Raw genomic sequence first — 23492 nt, forward strand, 5'->3', positions numbered from 1 at the left:
GAGCCTTAAAGACTTAAGGCTCGGTTTTTTTATGGGTTATTTAACGTTCCTAGATAGCGCAACTGATTTAAATTTCCCTGCAATTTAATATCCGTTTTTAGCGTTGCGATATCGCGGCAGATTTTAGCGATGTCTAATTGCCCTGTAAGCTTTCTTCGCCATTTTTCATCTACGGTATCTAAATTAGCATACAAGTTTTCAATCGAGTGATACTGCTGCAAAAGCTGAGTGGCGCTTTTGGCGCCGATCCCTGCAACGCCTGGAACTTTACTACTGCTGATCCCTGCTAGCCCCCAATAATCAGGTAATTGATTAGGTTTTACGCCAAATTCTTTCTCAATAAAGGGTACATCTAACCAACGTTTTTGAAAGTAATCGCGGATACGGATTGAAGGTGATAGCAATTGGCAGTAGCCTTTATCCGTCGACACAATGGTAACGGTTTGGCCTGCATCAGCAATTTTTTTTGCTAAGGTTGCAGCTAAATCGTCGGCTTCATCACCATCTGATTGCCAGCAATGGATACCTTTAGATTCAAATTGTTTTATTAGGAGAGGGAGCTCAGCTTGTAGGTTTTCAGGCATGGGCTGTCTGCCCGCCTTATAATCAGGTAATTTTTCATGTCGCCAGCTATGGTGTCTACCTTCTTCATCAAACACTGCAACAATATGCGTTGGAGAGGTATGTGCGATGAGCTGTACAATGGCTGACATACAAGTATCACCACAAGGGCTGCCTTGTACGGCATGTATGCGACGTATTAAGTTAAGTGCATCAATGATTAATAAATGGATCATAACATTTATGCCGTCCTTGGCTTCTAGTTGATTACTTCACTATTTCATAGCAAGGCTCGTAGGCTGTTCCGCCCGGGAGCTTCATACGGTGTTGGCTAACAAAGCCACGTAATAGAGTGTCCATGCGCTGCATGATTTCTTTATCGCCGTGGATCTTGAATGGCCCATGCTGCTCAATGGCTTTCATACCAACTTCTTTCACGTTACCAGCCACAATACCCGAGAAGGCCCGACGAAGGTCAGAAGCCAATTTCTCAGGAGATTGGTTTGGATGCAAGTTAAGAGATGCCATATTTTCATGGGTTGGTTCAAAAGGATGCTGTAATTCAGAGTCAATTTTTATTGACCAGTTAAAGCTATAAGCATCACCCGTGCTACGGCGGTTATCTTTCACCAATGGCATATGTTTTTTCATTACCCGAGCGACTTCTTGCGGGTCGTCGATAATGATTTGGTAATGTTTACTTGCATCATCACCAAGTGTATGGCGAATAAAGTCATCCAAGACAGCGAAGTATTCAGCACTTTCTTTTGGACCTGTTAAAATCAGTGGCAATACTTGCTCACTGTTTTCAGGATCCATCAAAATACCTAACAGATAGAGCAGCTCTTCAGCTGTACCTACACCACCAGGGAAAATAATAATGCCATGGGCTAAACGAACGAATGCTTCAAGGCGTTTTTCAATGTCTGGCATGATGATCAGTTCATTAACCAGTGGATTAGGTGGCTCAGCTGCGATAATAGAAGGCTCTGTCAGCCCAATAAAACGGCTATTTTTGTAGCGTTGTTGCGCATGACCTACCGCGGCACCTTTCATTGGCGCTTCCATCGCACCTGGCCCACACCCTGTACAAATATTCAACTCACGTAATCCAAGTTCATTACCGACTTTACGTCCATAGAGGTATTCAACTTCATTGATTGAGTGGCCTCCCCAGCAGACGATCATACTTGGATCTTCATCAAGGTGCAGGGTACGAGCATTACGTAATATCGAGAAAATGACATTGGTGAGATGGGCGCTATTTTCTAAATCGAGATGCAATTTTTGTTCTGCATAGATGATCTGGCCGTGTACAAAGAGAATGTCACGTAATACGGCAAACAGGTTTGCTTGAATTGAACGAATAATTTTGCCATCCACAAAAGCTTCTTGTGGGGGGTTAATCAGTTCCAGTTTGACACCACGTTCACGGCGTAACACATTAATATCGAAGTCAGTGTGTTTATCTAACAAGTCTTTACTATTATCGGTTAAGCTGCCTGAGTTTAGGACTGCTAATGAGCAATTTCTAAACAGCCGATAAAGATGGCTGCTGGCAGTGCGTTTCAACATATCAACTTCGAGTTGAGACAACAGATCCATGGATCCTAATGGACTGATATGAGTAATCAAGTAACTCTCCTTTATCCCAAAGGGAAAAATTATTTCAATTAACTTAATTTGCTTATTGCCGTGCTAAACGTCCTACTTCAGGCGTAAATGGTGTATTGCTGCGCCATGGGTTGATATCAAGACCACCTCGGCGAGTATAACGTGCGTAAACACTGAGCTTTTCAGGATTACACAGTTGTTTTATATCATTAAAAATGCGTTCTACGCACTGTTCATGAAATTCATTATGATGGCGAAAAGAGACTAAATAGCGCAGTAATGCTTCACGATTAATCTTAGAGCCTCGATAATGAATTTGTACTGAACCCCAGTCAGGTTGATTGGTGATCAGGCAATTCGATTTTAATAAATGACTGACCAGTGTTTCTTCAACAGTCTCATTTTCCGTACTATTGATAAGGTGATCACGGTTGAACTCGTAGTCATCAATTTCGATATCCAAATCATCAATACAGATACCTTGGAACGGATTAATGGTTTGCTGTGAAAATTCATCAAGCTTATGGAGTGTAACGTTAACTTTTCCATTAGCACAGCTGCTGAGATCGTTTTGCAAAACGCTTCGCACATTTTCCCAAGTTTCATAACGTGTTTGATTGAAACTGTTCAGATAAAGCTTAAAACTTTTGGATTCGATAAGATTTTCGCTTTGTGCATCGACACTGACTAAACCAATTGCAACTTGAGGAACGCCTTTACTGTTTAGCCATGACAGCTCATATAAAGTCCAAATATCGGCCCCGTGGAAGGGGAGATTGTCAGCGTGAATATCGAGAGGATCTCTATTTAGGCTACGTGGGACGGCTTGCAATAGGCTTGGATCATATTGGTCATAGTATGCCGTTTTTTTGCCTAATGTAAGGTTATCCAACGCAGGGTTATTCTGATAATGTGACATATTGATCCTTAAACGTCATCGGTTGAGCTAAGTACCGTTAGCCAATGAGGCAAGTTCATTCATTAGTTAATATCTGCCATAATATCACTTATTAACGGTATTGCCGCCATCTCTCTTAATTACATCCTGAATAATTAAATAAATATGAATATGACTGTCTCTGAAACACTAACGCATTTTACGCAACAATATGTCTCTATGTGGGTTGAACAAACGGGATTACCTCCCGCTTCAAGTGAACTTTATGGCATATCTTCTCCATGCATAGTACGTACTGGAGAAAGCTGGGTTTACTGGGAACCACAGCCTTTTCCTATGCTAAATAAGGATTTGAATAAAGTGGCGACTGCATTGGATATTGAGTTACAACCTAGTATCCATGCATTTTATACCACACAGCTTGCGGGAGATATGAAAGCAAAATTTCATGAGCAAACATTGAGTTTAGTTCAAGTGTGGAATGAAGATGATTTTATACGTTTGCAAGAAAACTTAATTGGTCATTTAGTGACGCAGAAACGTTTGAAACTATCACCGACTTTATTTATAGCCACATTAGAATCCGATTTGGAAATGATTTCTTTGTGTAACTTAACTGGGGAAATTATTTTAGAAAAATTTGGTAGTAGGGAACGAAAAGTATTAGCACCTGATTTAACCCAGTTTATTAGTGAACTGTCTCCAATTTTAGTTGCTGTTGAGTAAGTTATTGATGATTTAGATTGTAGGAAATAACTTACAAATTAATGAAGATATAAGCTCTAAATTTCTTAATTTGTCTGAATGAGAATTATTTAATTTTTAATTTCATGTAGTTACTATCAACCCGCGCAAATCAAATTTTATAGTTTTTTTTTAATTTGTTTTGCTAGGTTGTTTCATTAATGTTTTTAATACATTCTTAAACGGCTGGGTGAGGGTGCACTTGCTCAGTGATCTAATCAGTAACACAGGGTCAAGGATGGCTAAGTGATGCATGTAGCTCACTAAACTGTTTATAGAGACAGGATGTTAACGGCAGGATGTCGTATTGCAGGATGCAGTAACACCATTTAAAACATGAGATAAGCCAGTCAACCTGCTTGTTGACTGGCTTTTTTTTATTAATTAAGCGTTTTGCTCTGTTGATTTGGATCCACAGAATAGAGTGATAATGAGTTTAAAACGCTTTGATACATCGCTTCTCTTAAAGCTTCACGTTTGCGAAATGCTGAACGGTGTTGGCTTTTAACTGATTCAATATCACGAACCGGTTCAGTTAACGGTAAGTGATACCAGCCGTCGCTGTTGGCGGTTGCGTTACATTCCAGCCAAAAATTATCATAACTCGATTTCAAATGTTGACGTTTGATATGGCTATTATTTGATATGCCTAAAATTGAAGTACAATGGAAAAATGCAGCAACGGCATATATGGATGACATTAAAAGGTTTTTAGGTCGCATATTATGCATCTGCTTGGTAATAGACTTAACCTGCTCAGTACTTTGCTCTGTTGATGGCCCTTGTAAAGAACATACATAGAGTTGGCCTTCTGTACCGAATGAAAAACTCATTAAGTAGATATCATCGCCAAATTCATTAAGCAAATGTAAGGTAAGGTCTCCCTCTCTCGGAAATGCAGAATAGACTAACCTTAATTGTGCAAAATCGCCTGATTTCAGTTCAATATTTGCTACATTTAGGCCTTTACGTTCTGTCGAAAACATCGCTTGAATAGCTTCAATAGTAAATGTTTTTTCTATCAACTCTAGTGTATAGCTAGCCGTCAATAACTTTTGCTTACCATTCCATTTGCGATGCAAATATTTATTTAATGGGCGTTCAGCAAAATCAGGAATATGGCTAAATTGCTTAGACATGCGAGCACTGGTGTAATTTTCACACATGATTTGGAATTGCTGATAAGGTTTAGCGGGGAGTTTGGCAATACGCGCTTGCCGTTTTAAATTGTCATAACTCTTGTTTATTGATTGCCAAATCTTATTTTGATTGCGCCACTGCTTTAATAATCCCATATATAACCATGCTTGACTGTTGAATATTTTTTATTCGGGGGGAGGTAAAAACGGCAGATATTACGCCTCTGAACTACAACGAAAGCTAAATAAACATTAAATAACTTTACAAAATAACTTGCGGTAAAATAGGCTACGTGACAGTACGGATAATATATGTCATGGCTTAATTGTTTTTGATTATTGCAAACCCCATATATACGACAGAATTAATACGGCATATGCCGTATATTTGAGCCAATTTTATTGAGTGAGTGAATTATGAACATTGAACTACGGATCATTGAAAAGCTTCGTCATATTGAAGAAGAGATGAAAGCAAAATCGCTATGGAATGAATTACCTCCTAGCCCTGAAGCTTTTGAAAGTACGGAGCCTTTTTCGATTGATACCATGGAAGCTACCGAGTGGTTGCAATGGGTTTTGATCCCGCGTTTATATGCACTTATTGAGCAAAATTCTGTTTTACCAGGGGCTTTTGCTGTTACACCTTATTTCGAAGAAGCTTATAAGCATGATGAAGAAGCGCAATATAGTTTATTGCTCGAGCATCTTCGTGAGTTAGATAGTTTTTTTAGCACCGTATCATGTAGGTAATTTATTGATGTTAGAAATTGTTTATCATGATGAATATATGGTTGCGGTGAACAAGCCCGCAGGAATGTTGGTTCATCGGAGCTGGCTCGATAGCAGAGAAACAGTCTTTGTAATGCAAACACTACGTGATCAAATTGGTCAGTTTGTTTATCCGATCCATCGACTCGATAGGCCGACTTCTGGGGTGCTGTTATTTGCACTTTCCAGCGAAGTTGCACGGTTATTAGCGGCTCAATTTGAATCTCATCAAATTGAAAAAATTTATCACGCAGTGGTTAGAGGTTATGTTGAAGAAGTACAAACTATTGATTATCCGTTGTTGGAGCAACTGGATAAGATAGCCGATAAACATGCAACTCGTGAGCCCGCATTACAAGAATGTGTTACGCACTGCCTTCCACTTGCCCAAGTTGAGTGCCCTGTTGCTATTGGCCGCTATCCAACATCTCGTTTTAGTTTATTAGAATTGAAGCCAGAAACGGGGAGAAAGCATCAGTTAAGGCGCCATATGTCGCATATTCGTCATCCGATAATTGGTGATAGTAAGCATGGTGATTTACGGCAAAATCGTGGTATTAGCCAAAATTTTGCTGTTTCGCGACTTATGTTGCATGCAACTCAGCTAGTATTGAGTCACCCTATTTCAGGGGAGCGACTCTCATTAGTTGCGAAATGGGATGAGTCATGGCTCTCGTTAATTAACCAATTTGGTTGGCAAAAGGTGGCGGATGGTTTGGGTATGATGGCATTGGATTGATATACTCGTCATACTTCAAGTTGCAGCGTTGTTGACTACGCCTAGCTGCACCTCGAATTATTTAGAGTATAAGCAGTAAATTTAATGGAGGTGTTCATGTCAAAGATTGGTATTTTTGTAGGAACGGTTTACGGTAATTCTTTAGCAGTGGCTGAGTCTGCCAAAGAAATATTAGAGCAATTGGGTCATGAGATAACGATTTTTGATGAACCAACCCTCAATGATTGGCAGCAGTACAATGGCGGCGAAGGCATCGCTTTAGTCATCACTTCATCAACAGGGCAAGGTGACTTGCCTGACACGATTGCACCACTATTTTATGAGATTCAAGATGTGGTGGGATATCAACCTGAACTCCGTTATGGCTTAATCGCGCTTGGTGATAGTAGTTATGAAAGTTTCTGTGGTGCAGGGAAACGTTTTGATGAGCTATTGATGGAACAATCGGCAACAAGAATTGGCGATGTGCTATTGATTGATGCATTGGAAGAAGATATGCCAGAAGAATATGCCAAGTCATGGCTGCAATCGTGGGCTGAGTTACTCTAAATATCAGCACCGTGGATGCATTTCACGGTGCTGTTAAGATAATTGCATTATTACTTACGCGTTAGTTTTTCAAGATCAGCTTCAATTTCAGCGATTTTATTTGAAACAACATGCTCAAGATGGCGTAAATCATCTAGAATCTTATGTTTCAAATCAATGTCTGTGCTGACGGTTTGACAAATTTGATCTAACTCTTCAATCGCATAGCGTAGGTTTGAGTTAATTTCATTAATTTCTTTAAAATTGTTGCTGCCATCTGCCGCAGCAACGGTTTTGCGCTGGCGTGGATATTTAAACTTGACGCTTTTGGCGAAAAACTCACCTTTATCTTTGCGAAAATAGATTTTCAAAATATCGTTATTTGCTTCTTGGCGTAGCGTATAACGATCGATATCTTGCGGGTTACTAATACCTAAACTTTTTAGATTATCGTACATAAAGTTCACCGAATTATAGAAAATCAAGGATGGTAGAAATACAGAGTCATTGTTTAAAACAATATTATGCGTGAAATATGGGAATTGACAAACCCCTTCACAAGAAAAAAAGGGGTCTATCATTCTTTGAATGGTGAAAGATATTGGTTCAGCTTTTAGCCACTTAGTGGAGGGAATTAATCAATGCTTCTGAGTAATTCGTTAATACCCACTTTGCCACGCGTTTTTTCGTCAACTTTTTTAACGATCACCGCACAGTACAGGCTATAGCTGCCATCTTTTGAGGGCAAATTACCTGATACAACAACTGAGCCAGCAGGGACGCGGCCGTAATGAATTTCACCTGTTTCTCGGTCATAAATCTTAGTGCTTTGGCCGATATACACACCCATAGAAATGACTGACCCTTCCTCAACGATAACACCTTCAACAATTTCAGAACGTGCGCCAATGAAGCAGTTGTCTTCAATGATGGTTGGATTTGCTTGTAAAGGTTCAAGCACACCGCCGATGCCTACGCCACCTGATAAGTGAACATTTTTACCGATTTGCGCACAGGAGCCAACAGTTGCCCATGTGTCGACCATCGTCCCTTCATCAACATAAGCACCAATATTGACATAAGAAGGCATCAATACGCTGTTTTTAGCGATGTAAGCGCCTTGGCGGACTGCTGCTGGTGGCACAACACGGAAGCCTTCGCGTTCAAAACGAGCTTGATCGTAGTCTGCAAATTTCATTGGTACTTTATCAAAGTAGCGGCTTTCTGCGCCATCAATCACTTGATTATCGTGAATACGGAATGAAAGCAATACTGCCTTTTTTAGCCACTGATGCGTAACCCAAACGCCATTAATTTTTTCTGCGACACGGAGTTTGCCACTATCGAGTAATGCGATAGTTTCTGTAACGGCTTGATGAATTGCAGGTGTCACTGTAGACGGAGTGATCGCGGCTCTGTCTTCAAATGCTTGTTCAATGATTGTTTGTAAATGCTGCATTGATTGTTTTTCCCCTTAAGAACGAGTAATAATATTGCTTTAAGACTATGTTTTATCCTTCGAATTGAGGGTTTCTGTCAACCTTTCTGATAACTCTTGTTGCATTTTTTTATCAAGTGCTTGGTGATTTTTATCTGCTAGTACGAAAAAATCCTCGACTTTCTCACCAATAGTGGTGATCCGAGCGCCATGTAGGGAGATTTCCATCTGTGCCAAAACATGGCCAACTCGCGCTAGCAAGCCTGGCTGATCAAGCGCAAATAGCTCCATAAAACTGCGACGTTCATTAGTCGAATGCAAAAAATTCACTTTAGTGGGTACCGTGAAGTGGCGCAATTTAGAAGGCAGTGTGCGTGGTTTGGGTAAGGAAACAGCAGGTTGTTGAACTGCATGTAATAAAGTTTTACGGATTTGTTCATAGCGGTCTTTTGATAATGGTGTGCCATTGGGTTCAAGCACGACAAAGGTATCCATCGCCATGTTATCTTTATTGGTGAAAATTTGTGCGCTGTGGATACTTAGGTTGCGTCGATCGAGTTCACCCGCAACAGCTGCGAATAAGTGAGGTTTATCGGGACACCAAATAAAAATCTCTGTTCCACCATGCTTTGGTTGTGTACTGATCAAAACCAAAGGGCGTTCAAGGTCATGTTTGAGCAAATGATTGGCATGCCAAGCGAGTTGTGTTGGTGTATGTCGCAAGAAATAGTCGGCATGGCAGCGAGACCATAACTTGTTGAGTTTCTCTTCATCAATTGGGGATTGCCGCAACAATGCCAATGCTTGGTGGCGATGATGACGGATCCGTTCACGTAAATCAGGTGTGCTTTGCATACCTTGGTTGAGCTGATGTTCTGTAGAGAGGAAAAGCTCACGGATCAAACTCTGCTTCCAACTATTCCATAAGGTGCTATTGGTGGCGCAAATATCAGCAACGGTTAAGCACATTAAATAGTTCAATCGAGGAACGGTTTTAACTTCGAGAGCAAATTGTTTGATCACATCAGGATCTTGGATATCCCTACGTTGTGCAGTGACAGACATTAATAAATGGCTCTTTACTAACCAAGAGGCCAGCTCTGCTTCTTTGATTGGGAAATCGTGCAACATAGCAAACTCATAGACAAACTCAGAGCCCAAATCGGAGTGATCTCCTGAGCGACCTTTAGCAATGTCGTGAAACAGTGCTGCAAGCCTTAATGTTTCAGGATGCAATAATTTGGGATAAACACTGACACAGAGTGGGTGGTCTTTGCGGTTTTCTTCATGCGTAAAGCTATCGATTTTTTGCAAAACACGGATTGTGTGCTCATCAACGGTATAGGCATGGAAAAGGTCAAACTGCATTTGACCAACAATATTGCTCCAATAAGGGGTATAAGCACTTAATACACTGTGTAAGTGCATGGGCACAAATGCACCTTTAATGGCTCTCGGATGACGCAATATTTTAAGAAACAGCTGCCTTGCTTCTGCTAATTCACATAGCGGTGCTGACAAATTACGTCTTGCAAAACGCAGTTGGCGCAATGTGGTGGAATAGATCCCAGTAATATTTGGGTAGCGGGCCATCAAATAGAACATTTTTAAAATGGCGGCGGGTTGCTTGATAAATAACATGTCATCAATGACATCGATAAATGATCCACGCAATTGGAATTGCTCATCGAGAGGTCTAGGCTTTTCATCAGGGTTGAGTGCGAGGATCGCATCATCAAATAGCTGTAATAGCATCTGATTTAATTCACGCACTCGCCGAGTAACACGATAAAAATCTTTCATCATGCGTTCAACAGGCTGATTTTTTTCGCCTTCGTAACCCAATAAACGAGCAACACTAAATTGGCGATCAAACAATAATCGGTTGTCATAGCGTTTGACTACTAAATGTAATGCAAAACGGATCTTCCATAAAAAGGCGAGACACTCTTTAAGTTCTTTGCGTTCTTCTTTAGTTAAAAAACCAAAGCCGACCATTTCATCAACTGTGGTGGCGCCAAAATGACGTCGCCCGACCCAAAGTAGTGTATGTATATCGCGCAAACCACCCGGACTGCTTTTAATATCAGGCTCTAAATTGTAGCTGGTGCTGTGATAGCGTTGATGACGCTCTTGCTGTTCCTCAAGTTTCGCGGCAAAAAAATTCGCTGAAGGCCAGAAACTGTCACTAAATATTGTTTTTTGTAATTGTAAAAAGAGGGTGATATCACCACAAATCAGCCTTGATTCAATCAGATTAGTCGCAACGGTTAAATCGACATTACCTGCATCAATACACTCTTGTAATGAGCGAACACTATGCCCAATATCAAATTTCAGATCCCATAACAATGTAATAAATTGGCCTATTTTAGCAGCAATTTCATCATTCAATGGTTGTGCGCTGAGCACTAAAATGTCGATATCAGATAACGGATGTAGCTCGTGCCGACCATAACCCCCAACAGCAACTAATGACATCTGTGGTTGCAGATCAAATTGATACTCTTGCCATAATCGAGTGAGTAGAGCGTCAAGATAATCACTGCGTGCGTGTACAAGATCGACGACCGATTGCCCTTGTTTGAATGCTTCCTCTAAATAGTGATTAAAAGATTCGACATGTTGTTTCAGTAAAAGAAGTTCAATGTCAGAGGATTGAAATAAAGAGGGCGATAAAAACGTTACAGGAGATGGTGTCATCGTTATCTTTCCACATCGAGAGCTAAACTGGATAATAACAGCTTACTGGGGATTTTTGCGGATGAACAGACGGAAGTTGAATTATTTTGAGTGAATTAATTGACGTTGAAAATTAAAAACCTGACATGTCACGATGGTATGTGAAAACCTAAACGTGACATGTCACAGCAAATGAGACGGTAAAGATTAAGCGTTAACTAAAACTGCTGAGATAAACGGCTCTTCTTCTTTACGTAGCGTCATGATCTCACAACCATCATCAGTAACAACTAGGGTGTGCTCATATTGCGCAGACCAACTTCTATCTTTGGTTTTTACGGTCCAGCCATCGTTCATGGTACGAATACGATAATCGCCGACGTTAACCATTGGTTCGATGGTAAATGCCATGCCTTTTTGCAATACAACACCACTGTCATCAGCGTCATAATGAAGGACTTGAGGCTCTTCATGGAAACCTTCACCAATACCGTGGCCGCAATATTCACGAACGACAGAGAAATCATTTTTCTCAACATACTCTTGAATCGCTTTACCCAGTGTACGGAGACGAATACCAGGTTTTACCATACGCAGCGCTAGATAAAGGCTTTCTTGCGTGATTTGGCACAGACGTTCACCTTGAATGGTCGGTTTACCGACAATAAACATTTTAGAGGTGTCACCATGGAAGCCTTCTTTAATCACAGTCACATCAATGTTAACCACATCGCCATCTTTCAAGATTTTATCATCACTAGGAATGCCGTGGCAGATAACATCATTAATGGAAATGCATACTGACTTAGGAAAACCATGGTAATTTAAGCATGCAGGGATCGCTTGCTGTACATCCACAATATGTTGATGGCAGATGCGATCTAGCTCACCAGTGCTTACCCCAGGTTTTACGTGTGGTGCAATAATTTCTAATACTTCGGCTGCTAGTCGGCCAGCAACTCGCATTTTCTGAATATCTTCTTCAGTTTTGATAATAATAGCCATGAATTCAGTCCATTTATGTCAACAACGGCTGTGTGACACAATTTAAATGAAAAGGGTCAATAAATAGGCAGTAGTGCCATCTATTCAACATTAATGGGGGTTATGGTACCAGCCACCGCATTTTCTGCCAACTAGACATCGATGTTTATTGGTTTGAAGGAATGGCTCTAGAATACGCTGAACGGCTTGTACGGCTTATCATTTTGAGCTTTGGGTAGCACAAATTATCAAAAAATGTATTCCAAAAGAAGACGTGGGTAGCGAATTTGTATCGAAGATTGATTTGTTTTTTCACTCAGCAAAAAAACAACAAAAGTTGGCTTATTAAACCGATTTATGGTATAAAGCGCGCCGGCAATCCATAATTCTCTATGCTCAAATGTGGCTTTAACTAGTGTTTAATGGCACTGCATCATTAGAATTATGGGTAAGCTTAAACTAAACTCAATTGTGTATAACACACACAGGTCGACACATGCACCGGGGTGCTCTTATGCGTTTAGGCGCAGCTTTAGAGTCGGTGTTATGGGATCTGTGGAGGCATAACCCCAATTACTTAAATACAGAGGTATTAAATGGCAACTGTTTCCATGCGCGATATGCTACAAGCGGGCGTACACTTTGGTCACCAGACTCGTTACTGGAACCCTAAAATGAAACCTTTCATTTTCGGCGCTCGTAACAAAGTACATATCATCAACCTGGAAAAAACTGTTCCAATGTTCAACGAAGCTCTGGCTGAGTTGACTAAAATTGCTTCTCGTAAAGGCAAGATTCTGTTTGTTGGTACTAAACGTGCAGCAAGCGAAGCCGTTCAAGAAGCTGCTAACAGCTGTGACCAGTATTTCGTTAACCATCGCTGGTTAGGCGGTATGCTGACTAACTGGAAAACGGTTCGTCAGTCAATCAAACGCCTGAAAGATCTGGAAGTTCAGTCTCAAGACGGTACTTTCGACAAACTGACCAAGAAAGAAGCGCTGATGCGTACTCGTGAACTTGGTAAGTTAGAAAACAGCTTAGGCGGTATCAAAGATATGGGCGGTTTACCTGACGCTCTGTTCGTTATCGATGCAGAACACGAACATATCGCTATCAAAGAAGCAAACAACCTGGGTATCCCAGTATTTGCTGTCGTTGATACTAACTCTGATCCAGACGGTATCGACTTCGTTATCCCTGGTAACGACGACGCAATCCGTGCAATCAAATTGTATCTGGGCGCTGTAGCAACTACTGTTCGTGAAGGTCGTTCTCAAGATCTGGCTGTACAAGCAGAAGAAAGCTTAGTAGAAGCTGAATAATAAGGCCTGCTCAGTAGAGCCCTTATTAACCAGGTATTGCTATATGGTTAGAAGGGGGCCTTTGTGGCCCCTTTTATCTATCTGAATCAGAATTATCCTTGGGGGGATTCTCCCGCAAGGTATATCGAGGAATAAATCACATGTCTGGAATTACCGCTGCATTGGTAAAAGAACTGCGCGAACGTACTGGCGCAGGTATGATGGAATGTAAAAAAGCACTTGTTGAAGCGAATGGTGATATCGAATTAGCTATCGACAACATGCGTAAATCAGGTCAGGCTAAAGCGGCTAAAAAAGCAGGCCGTGTTGCTGCTGAAGGTGTTATCCTTGCAGAAGTTTTTGCTGATGGCAAAACTGGCGCACTGATCGAACTGAACTGTGAAACTGACTTCGTTGCTAAAGATGCTGGCTTCCTAGCATTTGGTAAAGAAGTTATGGCTTCAGTTGTTGCTGATAAAAATGCGGATATCGAAGCACTGAAAGCAAAATTTGAAGAAACTCGTACTGCTTTGGTTGCTAAAATCGGCGAAAACATCAACATCCGTCGTGTTGCAATCCTTGAAGGCGCACAAGTAGGTAGCTACCTGCACGGCGCTCGTATCGGTGTTTTAGTTGCAGCTGAAGGCGCAGACGAAGAAACTCTGAAGCACGTTGCTATGCACATCGCTGCAAGCAAGCCTGAATATGTTACTCCTGATGATGTACCTGCTGATGTTGTTGCTCATGAGCACCAAATCCAGTTAGACATCGCGATGCAATCTGGTAAACCACGCGAAATCGCGGAAAAAATGGTTACTGGCCGCATGAACAAATTCACTGGCGAAATCTCTCTGACTGGCCAGCCTTTCGTTATGGATCCAAGCAAATCTGTTGGTGATCTGCTGAAAGAGAAAAATGCGAAAGTTACTAACTTTATCCGTTTCGAAGTGGGTGAAGGTATCGAGAAAGTTGAAACTGACTTTGCAGCAGAAGTTGCTGCAATGAGTAAGTAAGTTTTCAGCTTTACAAGGAGCCGCCAATTGGCGGCTCTGTTTTAATTAGCATATCCCAAAAATTAAGGTACGTAGAAATCGCTTTTATGCATTCTGCGTGTGTTACCCCAATAAATTATCTGTGTAGGACAGAACACCATGGCAACCAATGCAAAACCCGTTTATCAGCGTATCCTGCTTAAGCTCAGTGGCGAAGCCTTACAAGGCGCAGAAGGTTTTGGAATCGATGCTAGCGTTTTAGATCGTATGGCTCAGGAAATCAAAGAACTCATAGAACTGGGTATACAGGTCGGTGTAGTTATTGGTGGTGGTAACCTGTTTCGTGGCGCTGGTTTGGCACAAGCGGGTATGAACCGTGTGGTCGGTGACCATATGGGGATGCTGGCAACTGTAATGAACGGGCTAGCCATGCGTGATGCGTTGCATCGTGCTTATGTGAATGCAAGACTAATGTCTGCTATTCCACTCAACGGCGTGTGTGATAACTATAGCTGGGCTGAAGCTATCAGTCTGTTACGTCATGGCCGCGTTGTAATTTTTTCTGCAGGAACAGGGAATCCATTCTTTACAACTGACTCTGCTGCGTGTTTACGTGGCATTGAGATCGAAGCGGATGTTGTATTGAAAGCAACAAAAGTTGATGGTGTGTATTCAGCGGATCCTGCAAAAGATCCTGATGCTGTGCTTTATGAAACATTAAATTATCAAGACGTTCTTGAGCGCGAATTGAAAGTGATGGACTTGGCTGCGTTCACGCTAGCGCGTGACCATAATCTGCCTATCCGTGTTTTCAATATGAATAAGCCTGGTGCTTTACGTCGCGTTGTCATGGGCGAAAATGAAGGAACTCTGATTTCTCACAATTAATACTCAGAGACATCGGCTGAGTTTAATTGTATTATCTAACGTAAATTCAGAAAGTTTAAGCGAGGCTGCATTGCGGCCTTTAATAACCAGTTTTTAAGGGTTGAAAACGTGATCAATGAAATCAAAAAAGATGCTCAAGACCGCATGGAAAAGAGCGTCGAAGCACTGAAAAATCAAATCAGTAAAGTTCGTACTGGCCGTGCATCTCCAAGCCTGCTTGATGGTATCATGGTAGATTACTATGGCTCAGCAACACCTTTACGTCAATTAGCAAACGTGACTGTTGAAGATGCGCGTACACTAGCTATTTCTGTATTTGACCGTTCAATGTCACCTGCAATCGAAAAAGCAATCATGGCTTCTGATCTCGGTCTGAACCCATCATCAGCGGGTACGGTTATTCGTGTTCCACTTCCACCACTGACTGAAGAGCGTCGTAAAGATCTGATCAAAGTTGTTCGCGCTGAAGCTGAACAAGGTCGTATTGCTGTTCGTAACGTTCGCCGTGATGCTAACGATAAAGTAAAAGCATTACTGAAAGATAAAGAAATCAGTGAAGATGATGAGCGCCGTTCACAAGATGATATTCAGAAATTGACTGATAACTTCATCAAAAAAGTTGATGACGCTTTGGCTCAAAAAGAAGCTGAGCTGATGGAGTTTTAATCCATCCAATAAAACCATCAAAGGACTGTCTTTGATGGTTTTATTCTCTCATATCAAATATTCTAATAAGCATCCTTTCTTATCGATCAAGCTGATATAATCTCAGTATTGAATAAATACAGAGCATCCGCATCATGAAACGTCTTACTATTCTGGGTTCTACAGGTTCAATTGGTACTAGTACACTTTCTGTTGTAAGAAATAATCCCGATAAATTTAAAGTGATTGCTTTAGTGGCAGGTCGGAATGTTGCTGAATTGGCAAAGCAATGTCTTGAGTTTCAACCACAGTATGCTTCGATGGCTGATGAAAACTCTGCTCAAGAATTGCGTGTGATTTTGGCCGGAAGTAATTGTAAAACTGAAATTCTGTCTGGTCGTGAAGCCGCTATTCAACTTGCTGGCCTTGATGATGTTGATCAAGTTATGTCTGCAATCACCGGTGTTGCTGGTTTACTCCCTACATTGGCTGCAATTCGCAAAGGGAAACGAATTTTATTAGCGAATAAAGAGTCACTGATCACCAGTGGTCGACTATTCTTTAATGCGATTCGTGAGCATGGCGCCTCGGTTTTTCCGATTGATAGCGAACATAATGCCATTTTCCAAAGTTTGCCTGAAATTATTCAGTTAAATCTAGGTTTTGCCGATCTATCCGCTTCGGGTATTTCGAGTATTATTTTGACTGGCTCAGGCGGCCCGTTCAGAGAAACGCCATTATCTTATCTTGATAATGTGACTCCAGATGAAGCTTGTAATCATCCTAATTGGTCGATGGGACGTAAAATTTCCGTTGATTCAGCAACTATGATGAATAAAGGTCTTGAATATATTGAGGCTTGTTATTTCTTTAATGCTGATCAACAGCAAATGGAAGTGATTGTGCATCCCCAATCGGTGATCCATTCAATGGTGCGTTACCGTGATGGGAGTGTGATTGCGCAGCTCGGTACGCCTGATATGTGCACACCAATCTCTTATAGCATGGCTTATCCACAACGTATTTCTTCGGGGGTTGAGCCTCTCGACTTTTCAAAATTGTCATCATTAACATTTGTTCAGCCTGATTATCAGCGCTACCCTTGTTTGAAGCTTGCCATTGATGCTTGTCATCAAGGTCAGGCAGCAACAACAGTTTTAAATGCGGCTAATGAAATATCTGTCGCCGCATTTTTGGAAGGAAAAGTACGTTTTACCGATATTGCGAAAATCAATCTTGCAATATTAGAAAAACTGCATTTACCTGAACCAGTTTCTATTGATGAGGTCTTAGACATCGATAATCAGGCACGATGTGAAGCTGCACAATTAATCAAACAGACTTTTTCGGTCTAGTATGTGATTTATTTAGTTGCTGATAGGCATCATAACTCTTTAATATGTCAGGCGCATAAAAACATAATATCAGTATTTAGCGCAGAATTAAGGACGTGTCTTATCAGCAAATTCAAAAATAACAGGTATGATTATGCTGAATTCTCAACGCTATGCATACAAGGATTAATATTTAATGAACTCTAGTGGTGAAAATCTCTCCAACTCAGGGCTGCCAAAACATGTTGCTATTATTATGGATGGCAACGGGCGATGGGCAAAGCAGAGAGGGAAATTAAGAATAACTGGGCATAAGGCTGGCGTTGAGTCTGTGCGTAATGCTGTACGTTTTTCAGTTAAAAATAACATCGGCTCACTAACGTTATATGCTTTTAGTAGTGAGAACTGGAGAAGACCAGAAAAAGAAGTTAGCTCCCTAATGGAGTTATTCGTGTTTGCACTCGATAATGAAGTGAAAAATCTACATAAGAATAATGTAAAACTACAAATTATCGGTGACATTGGTCGATTTAGTGAACGCCTTCAAAAACGTATTCAAAAAGCAGAAGAACTTACTGCAAACAATACGGGTTTGAGGTTAAATATCGCAGCAAACTATGGCGGTCGTTGGGACATTGCAAATAGTGTAAAACAGGTTTTTAAGCGCGTACAAAATGGTGAGTTGACCATCGATGATATTAATGAAGAGTCAATTAATGATTATGTCTGTATGCATGAACAAGAAGACGTTGATTTGGTTATTAGAACTGGTGGTGAACACCGCATCAGTAACTTTTTATTATGGCAGGTTGCTTATGCCGAATTCTATTTCACCAATGTACTGTGGCCAGATTTTGATGAAATGGTGTTTCAGAACGCAATTGATGCTTTTAGTCAACGCGAGCGGCGTTATGGTGGGGCTGAGTCAGATGATGAGCTCGTTAAGTAAAAGGGGTAAATTGTGCTGAAATATCGTTTAATTACAGCAATTATATTAATTCCACTGGTTATTGCCGCGCTTTTTCTGCTTTCACCAGCTGCATTTGGTTATGTTGTCATTGCTGTATGTGCGCTTGGGGCATGGGAATGGGCACAGTTTGCTGGGTGGCAAGCTCAAGCTAAACGAGTTGCGCTCGCTGTGATTTTTGCTGTTGTGCTACTGGCAATGCAATTTTCTTTTGCTGATATGACCACGCTGGCAAGTGAGCCCATGATTTTATATGGCTTATGGGCAGGGCTTATCTGGTGGGTAGTGGCAATTTTGTTAGTTGTAACCTATCCACAATCTGCACAAGCATGGGGGCAATCAGCAATTGTTCGTATACTGTTTGGTGTATTGACTATTATCCCTTTCTATTGTGGCATGATGGTGCTAAGAACGATTGGTTATCATACTGATACTTTCTTTGGTGCTTGGTGGCTGTTGTATGTCATGTTATTAGTATGGGGCGCTGATTCAGGAGCTTATGCCTTTGGTCGTACTATGGGGCGCCATAAGATGGCACCAAAGGTGTCCCCTGGTAAAACTTGGGAAGGGTTAGTGGGTGGCTTGATCACTGCTGGTATTATTTCTTGGCTATTTAGTTTATTTGCGCCAATCCCTGTTATGCCTGATTATTTGCTGGTTACATCAATTATTGTTGTTGTAGTATCTGTATTCGGTGATTTGACTGAAAGTATGTTTAAGCGTCAGTCAGGGATCAAGGACAGTAGTCATTTAATTCCTGGTCACGGTGGAATTCTTGACAGAATCGATAGTCTAACAGCTGCAATACCTGTATTCGCTGGCCTGAATTTATTAGTTTTTCATGGCTTCGGTCTGTAAGGCGCTAGGATAGGACATGGGATTTTTTTGGAGTTTGGCGGCATTTATCATCGCTATTGGCGTGTTAATTACCGTGCATGAATTTGGCCATTTTTGGGTCGCTCGCCGTTGTGGTGTCTACGTTGAACGTTTTTCTATCGGTTTTGGGAAAACGTTATGGCGTAAAGTTGACCGTCAAGGGACTGAATTTGTTATCGCCATGATCCCGTTGGGCGGCTATGTCAAAATGTTGGATGAGCGTGTAGGGGATGTGGCTCCTGAACGACGCCATCTGGCTTTTAATAATAAAACCATTGGGCAACGTGCTGCAATTATTAGTGCAGGGCCAATTGCGAACTTTTTATTAGCAATTGTTGTCTACTGGTTGGTATTTATGATTGGAGTTCCTTCCGTTCGCCCAATTATTGAAGATGTGAAAGCAGGTTCAGTAGTGGCTGAGGCAAATTTTTTGCCAGGAATGGAACTAAAGTCAATTGATGGCATCGAAACGCCTGATTGGAATTCGATTCGTTTAGCATTAGTGGGCAAAATTGGCGATCGCCAATTAACCGCTGAAGTGTTGCCTCAAGGATTTAATGAGCCAATCACTAAAACTGTTGATTTAACAACTTGGCAGTTTGATCCTGAAAAGCAAGATCCTGTGCTTTCTATTGGTATCATGCCAGTTTCGGCGAGGGTGGAGCCCGTTATTTCAAAAGTTTCACCGGGGCTTGCTGGCGAGCGAGCGGGTTTACAAGCAGGGGATAGGATTGTTAGCGTGAACGGGGATGTCGTTGATCTATGGAACCCTGTTACGCGGTTTATTCGTCAGAGTCCGAATCAGCCATTAAAATTAGGCGTTGAAAGAGACAATCAGCTCATTTCGCTCACATTGACACCAGATAGTCAAAAAGGGAAAGGTGGAGAGCAAATTGGAATTGCGGGAGTCGAACTTTCAGTGTTACCGTTAGCGGATGAATATAAAATGGTGCAGCAATATGGGCCATTTTCTGCATTTTACCAAGCTAGCGATAAGACATGGCAGTTAATGAAGCTGACCGTGAATATGATGGGTAAATTAGTTGTTGGGGATGTCAAACTTAACAACTTGAGTGGGCCGATCTCGATCGCTAAAGGCGCGGGGGTATCGGCAGAGTCAGGCTTGGTATATTATTTGATGTTCATCGCGCTGATAAGCGTGAATTTGGGCATTATCAATTTGTTTCCATTGCCTGTATTAGATGGGGGGCACTTGCTCTTCTTATTAATTGAAAAAATTAAAGGAAGTCCAGTGTCTGAGCGAGTACAAGACTTTAGTTATCGGATAGGTGCAATGGCATTGATTCTGTTAATGGGGCTTGCACTTTTTAATGATTTCTCTCGCTTCTAATAAGTAAGCTTGGGACCAGTAAGGAATACGCATAACAACGATGGCGATGAAAAAGTTGCTCATAGCGTCGCTGCTTTTCGGCAGCGCCACTGCATACGGTTCAGACGGATTCGTAGTTAAAGACATTCGTTTCGAAGGTCTACAACGCGTCGCCGTTGGTGCAGCATTATTGAACATGCCTGTAAGGGTAGGTGATTCAATTGATAACGACGATATTAGTCGTTCAATTCGTTCCCTATTCTCTACTGGTAACTTCGAAGATGTTAGGGTCCTGCGTGATGGAAACACGCTGATCGTTCAAGTTAAGGAGCGGCCAACCATCGCGAGTATCACTTTTACAGGTAATAAATCTGTTAAAGACGATATGCTCAAACAAAACTTGGAAGCATCAAATATTCGTGTTGGTGAAGCCCTTGACCGCACGACAATCGCGAACATAGAGAAAGGTCTAGAAGATTTTTACTATAGTGTTGGTAAATACAATGCGACAGTAAAAGCAGTTGCTACGCCACTACCTCGTAATCGTGTTGATTTAAAATTTGTGTTCTCTGAAGGCGTTTCTGCAAAAATTCAGCAGATCAACGTGGTCGGTAACAAAAATTACACGACAGCGGAATTGGTGAATAAATTCCAATTACGCGATGATGTGCCATGGTGGAACTTAGCAGCAGACCAAAAATATCAAAAACAAAAACTGGCTGGTGACTTAGAAACCCTCCGTAGCTTCTATCTTGACCGTGGTTATGCTCGCTTCAATATTGACTCTACTCAGGTCAGTTTGACGCCAGATAAAAAAGATATCTACATTACGATTAATGTGACTGAAGGCGATCAATATAAGATCTCCGGCGTCGAGGTTAATGGTAATACGGCGGATCATCTCACTGAAATTCAAGAACTCATTACCATCACTCCGGGTGAACTATATAACGGCACTCAAGTGACGAGTATGGAAAACAAAATTAAAGACCTTCTTGGTCGATATGGTTATGCCTACCCACGCGTAATGACTCAGCCTGAAATTAACGATCAAGACAAAACAGTGAAACTGCACGTCAATATTGATGCAGGTAATCGTTTCTATGTGCGTCAAATTCGTTTCCAAGGTAATGACACCAGTAAAGATACCGTCTTGCGTCGCGAAATGCGCCAAATGGAAGGGGCTTGGCTGGGTAATGATTTGGTTGAGCTAGGCAAAGAGCGTCTTAATCGTACAGGTTTCTTTGAAACTGTTGATGTAGAAACTCAGCGTGTGCCGGGTAGTCCTGACCAAGTTGATGTGGTTTACAAGGTTAAAGAACGTAATACCGGTTCAATGAACTTTGGTGTTGGTTTCGGTACTGAAAGTGGCGTAAGTTTCCAAGTTGGTGTCACACAAGATAACTGGTTAGGTACAGGTAATGCGGTTGGTATTAACGCAAGTAAAAACGATTACTCAACCAACGTTGAGATGTCATTTACTGACCCATACTTTACCGTTAACGGCGTGAGCTTGGGTGGTCGTATTTTCTATAGCGACTTCCGTGCGAAAGATGCCGATTTGTCTGGCTATACCAACAAAACTTATGGTTTAGATAGCTTCCTAAGCTTCCCATTCAATGAAAATAACTCCTTCCGCGTTGGTGCGGGTTATGTTCATAACTCACTTTCTGATATGCGCCCTCAAGCTGCGATGTGGGATTACCTCTATTCAATGGGGGATAGACCTCCAATTAATGACGACGGTCGCAATAAAGAGAAGTTTAATGCGGATGACTTCACGGTTAACGTGGGTTGGACCTATAATTCATTGAACCGTGGTTTCTTCCCAACGTCAGGTAATAAAACTAACCTGTCTGGTAAAGTGACGGTTCCGGGTTCTGATAACGAATACTATAAGCTGCGTTTTGATACGGCTCAGTACTACCCAATTAATGAAGATGAAACTTGGGTGATTTTAGGTCGAGCGCAAGCAGGCTATGGTGATGGTATTGGCGGTAAGCAAATGCCATTCTATGAGAACTTCTATGCAGGTGGTTCAAGTACCATTCGTGGTTTCCGTTCGAATAATATTGGTCCGAAAGCCGTTTATTTGAAGAATGTGAACGGTACGGTTGGTCCTGAACCGGGTAGCCCATCAAGTGATGCGGTCGGTGGTAATGCGATGTATACTGCATCATTTGAGCTGATTACCCCTACACCATTTATCGATGAGAAATACTCCAACGCAGTACGTACATCACTGTTTGTTGATGCGGGTACTGTATGGGATACCAACTGGAACAGCATTGATCCAGCATGGCGTGCAGGCATGCCTGACTATGGTAAAGCAACTAATATCCGTGCATCTGCGGGTGTCGCTTTACAATGGATGTCGCCACTTGGGCCTCTGGTCTTCTCCTATGCGCAGCCAATTAAGGACTACGAAGGCGATAAATCAGAACAGTTCCAATTCAATATCGGTAGAACATGGTAATCTAGATCGTGTCTATCTAAGGAAAACCCCCACATATAACGTGGGGGTAACCAAAATTTCCAGCCATAAATATGGGTTAAGGAGTTTCGTGTGAAAAAATTGTTGTGTGCAGCGGGTGTGAGCTTGGCTTTAGCGATGTCTGCAGGTGCTTACGCAGATAAAGTTGCTGTTGTGAACGTTGGGGAAATTTTCCAAAATATGCCAGCACGCGAAGCCGTTGCTAAACAGCTTGAGAACGAATTCAAGAGCCGTGCGACAGAGTTGCAGAACTTGGAAAAAGATCTCCAGTCACGCGTAGAAAAACTGCGCCGTGATGGTGCAACAATGAAGCAAAGCGATCGTGAAAAGCAAGAAAAAGAGCTGATGACTAAGCGTGATCAGTTTGCTGAAAAAGCACAGAAATTTGAAGAAGACAACCGTCGCCGTCAAATGGAAGAGCGCAACAAAATCCTCAGCCGTATTCAGGATTCTATTAAATCTGTCGCAGCCAAAGAAGGCTATGATGTTGTTATCGACGCAAACGCAGTTGCTTATGCAAAAGATAGTATTGACATCACTAGTCAGGTTCAAAAACAGGTTAAATAA

General features: G+C 41.6%; 22 protein-coding genes. 14 read left to right on the forward strand and 8 right to left on the reverse strand.

The genetic code is table 11. The annotated features are described in order from the left end of the window. Positions 1–29: 29 nt before the first annotated feature. Genes xni through queF form a run of 3 tightly spaced genes read right to left on the reverse strand, consistent with a single transcriptional unit; the run spans position 30 to position 3094 of the window. On the reverse strand, positions 30–797 hold the full coding sequence (xni, locus tag AC3Z9T_RS15780) for a flap endonuclease Xni (RefSeq protein WP_490127043.1): 768 nt from the start codon (positions 795–797) through the stop codon (positions 30–32). 31 nt (positions 798–828) lie between these two features. Continuing rightward, a complete protein-coding gene (gene ppnN / locus AC3Z9T_RS15785; protein WP_490127044.1) occupies positions 829–2196 on the reverse strand; it encodes a nucleotide 5'-monophosphate nucleosidase PpnN in 1368 nt (455 codons plus the stop codon). 52 nt (positions 2197–2248) lie between these two features. Then, a complete protein-coding gene (gene queF, locus AC3Z9T_RS15790) occupies positions 2249–3094 on the reverse strand; it encodes an NADPH-dependent 7-cyano-7-deazaguanine reductase QueF (protein ID WP_490127045.1) in 846 nt (281 codons plus the stop codon). A gap of 144 nt (positions 3095–3238) precedes the next feature. Between queF and syd the strand changes: the two genes are divergently transcribed. Beyond that, the gene (syd, locus tag AC3Z9T_RS15795; RefSeq protein ID WP_490127046.1) at positions 3239–3799 is read left to right on the forward strand and encodes a SecY-interacting protein; all 561 of its coding nucleotides are present in this window, start codon (positions 3239–3241) and stop codon (positions 3797–3799) included. 398 nt (positions 3800–4197) lie between these two features. Here the strand turns inward: syd and AC3Z9T_RS15800 are convergent, their stop codons facing one another. Continuing rightward, positions 4198–5112: a DUF535 family protein gene (locus tag AC3Z9T_RS15800; RefSeq protein ID WP_490127047.1), complete on the reverse strand. Its 915-nt coding sequence runs from the start codon at positions 5110–5112 to the stop codon at positions 4198–4200. Positions 5113–5373: 261 nt separating this feature from the next. On the opposite strand from AC3Z9T_RS15800, the gene AC3Z9T_RS15805 reads away from it, so the two are divergent. From AC3Z9T_RS15805 to AC3Z9T_RS15815, 3 genes are all read left to right on the forward strand, one after another. Next, positions 5374–5709: a YqcC family protein gene (locus AC3Z9T_RS15805; RefSeq protein ID WP_490127048.1), complete on the forward strand. Its 336-nt coding sequence runs from the start codon at positions 5374–5376 to the stop codon at positions 5707–5709. A gap of 7 nt (positions 5710–5716) precedes the next feature. Beyond that, positions 5717–6466 (forward strand): tRNA pseudouridine(65) synthase TruC, encoded by a 750-nt coding sequence (gene truC, locus AC3Z9T_RS15810; RefSeq protein ID WP_490127049.1) that lies wholly within the window; start codon positions 5717–5719, stop codon positions 6464–6466. Between the two features lie 96 nt (positions 6467–6562). Beyond that, on the forward strand, positions 6563–7015 hold the full coding sequence (locus AC3Z9T_RS15815; RefSeq protein ID WP_490127050.1) for a flavodoxin: 453 nt from the start codon (positions 6563–6565) through the stop codon (positions 7013–7015). Positions 7016–7065: 50 nt separating this feature from the next. Here AC3Z9T_RS15815 and AC3Z9T_RS15820 read toward each other — a convergent pair whose 3' ends face one another. From AC3Z9T_RS15820 to map, 4 genes are all read right to left on the reverse strand, one after another. After that, on the reverse strand, positions 7066–7452 hold the full coding sequence (locus AC3Z9T_RS15820) for a DUF3461 family protein (protein WP_070927333.1): 387 nt from the start codon (positions 7450–7452) through the stop codon (positions 7066–7068). A 176-nt stretch (positions 7453–7628) separates the two neighbouring features. Further along, positions 7629–8453: a 2,3,4,5-tetrahydropyridine-2,6-dicarboxylate N-succinyltransferase gene (dapD, locus tag AC3Z9T_RS15825; RefSeq protein WP_490127051.1), complete on the reverse strand. Its 825-nt coding sequence runs from the start codon at positions 8451–8453 to the stop codon at positions 7629–7631. A 45-nt stretch (positions 8454–8498) separates the two neighbouring features. Then, positions 8499–11135 (reverse strand): bifunctional uridylyltransferase/uridylyl-removing protein GlnD, encoded by a 2637-nt coding sequence (glnD, locus tag AC3Z9T_RS15830; protein WP_490127052.1) that lies wholly within the window; start codon positions 11133–11135, stop codon positions 8499–8501. 186 nt (positions 11136–11321) lie between these two features. After that, positions 11322–12119 carry a type I methionyl aminopeptidase gene (map, locus tag AC3Z9T_RS15835; RefSeq protein ID WP_490127053.1) on the reverse strand — a complete coding sequence of 266 codons (798 nt, stop codon included), beginning with the start codon at positions 12117–12119 and terminating at the stop codon, positions 11322–11324. A 575-nt stretch (positions 12120–12694) separates the two neighbouring features. Here map and rpsB point away from each other — a divergent pair. The 10 genes from rpsB (at position 12695) to skp (ending at position 23492) form a co-directional block, all read left to right on the forward strand. Then, positions 12695–13420 carry a 30S ribosomal protein S2 gene (gene rpsB / locus AC3Z9T_RS15840; protein WP_070927341.1) on the forward strand — a complete coding sequence of 242 codons (726 nt, stop codon included), beginning with the start codon at positions 12695–12697 and terminating at the stop codon, positions 13418–13420. 140 nt (positions 13421–13560) lie between these two features. Continuing rightward, positions 13561–14412 carry a translation elongation factor Ts gene (tsf, locus tag AC3Z9T_RS15845; protein ID WP_490127054.1) on the forward strand — a complete coding sequence of 284 codons (852 nt, stop codon included), beginning with the start codon at positions 13561–13563 and terminating at the stop codon, positions 14410–14412. Positions 14413–14550: 138 nt separating this feature from the next. Further along, a complete protein-coding gene (gene pyrH / locus AC3Z9T_RS15850; protein ID WP_490127055.1) occupies positions 14551–15279 on the forward strand; it encodes a UMP kinase in 729 nt (242 codons plus the stop codon). A gap of 108 nt (positions 15280–15387) precedes the next feature. Further along, positions 15388–15945, forward strand: a complete 558-nt coding sequence (frr, locus tag AC3Z9T_RS15855; RefSeq protein WP_070927346.1) for a ribosome recycling factor — start codon at positions 15388–15390, stop codon at positions 15943–15945. Positions 15946–16079: 134 nt separating this feature from the next. Beyond that, positions 16080–17279 carry a 1-deoxy-D-xylulose-5-phosphate reductoisomerase gene (gene ispC, locus AC3Z9T_RS15860; RefSeq protein ID WP_490127056.1) on the forward strand — a complete coding sequence of 400 codons (1200 nt, stop codon included), beginning with the start codon at positions 16080–16082 and terminating at the stop codon, positions 17277–17279. 175 nt (positions 17280–17454) lie between these two features. Further along, complete coding sequence (gene uppS / locus AC3Z9T_RS15865) at positions 17455–18207, forward strand: polyprenyl diphosphate synthase (RefSeq protein ID WP_490127057.1); 753 nt, start codon at positions 17455–17457, stop codon at positions 18205–18207. Between the two features lie 12 nt (positions 18208–18219). Further along, on the forward strand, positions 18220–19083 hold the full coding sequence (cdsA, locus tag AC3Z9T_RS15870; RefSeq protein WP_490127058.1) for a phosphatidate cytidylyltransferase: 864 nt from the start codon (positions 18220–18222) through the stop codon (positions 19081–19083). 16 nt (positions 19084–19099) lie between these two features. Then, positions 19100–20452 (forward strand): sigma E protease regulator RseP, encoded by a 1353-nt coding sequence (gene rseP, locus AC3Z9T_RS15875; protein WP_490127059.1) that lies wholly within the window; start codon positions 19100–19102, stop codon positions 20450–20452. 40 nt (positions 20453–20492) lie between these two features. Then, positions 20493–22907, forward strand: a complete 2415-nt coding sequence (gene bamA, locus AC3Z9T_RS15880) for an outer membrane protein assembly factor BamA (RefSeq protein ID WP_490127060.1) — start codon at positions 20493–20495, stop codon at positions 22905–22907. Positions 22908–22997: 90 nt separating this feature from the next. Continuing rightward, positions 22998–23492 (forward strand): molecular chaperone Skp, encoded by a 495-nt coding sequence (skp, locus tag AC3Z9T_RS15885; protein WP_490127061.1) that lies wholly within the window; start codon positions 22998–23000, stop codon positions 23490–23492.

It is taken from the genome of Providencia sp. 6390, assembly GCF_058148425.1.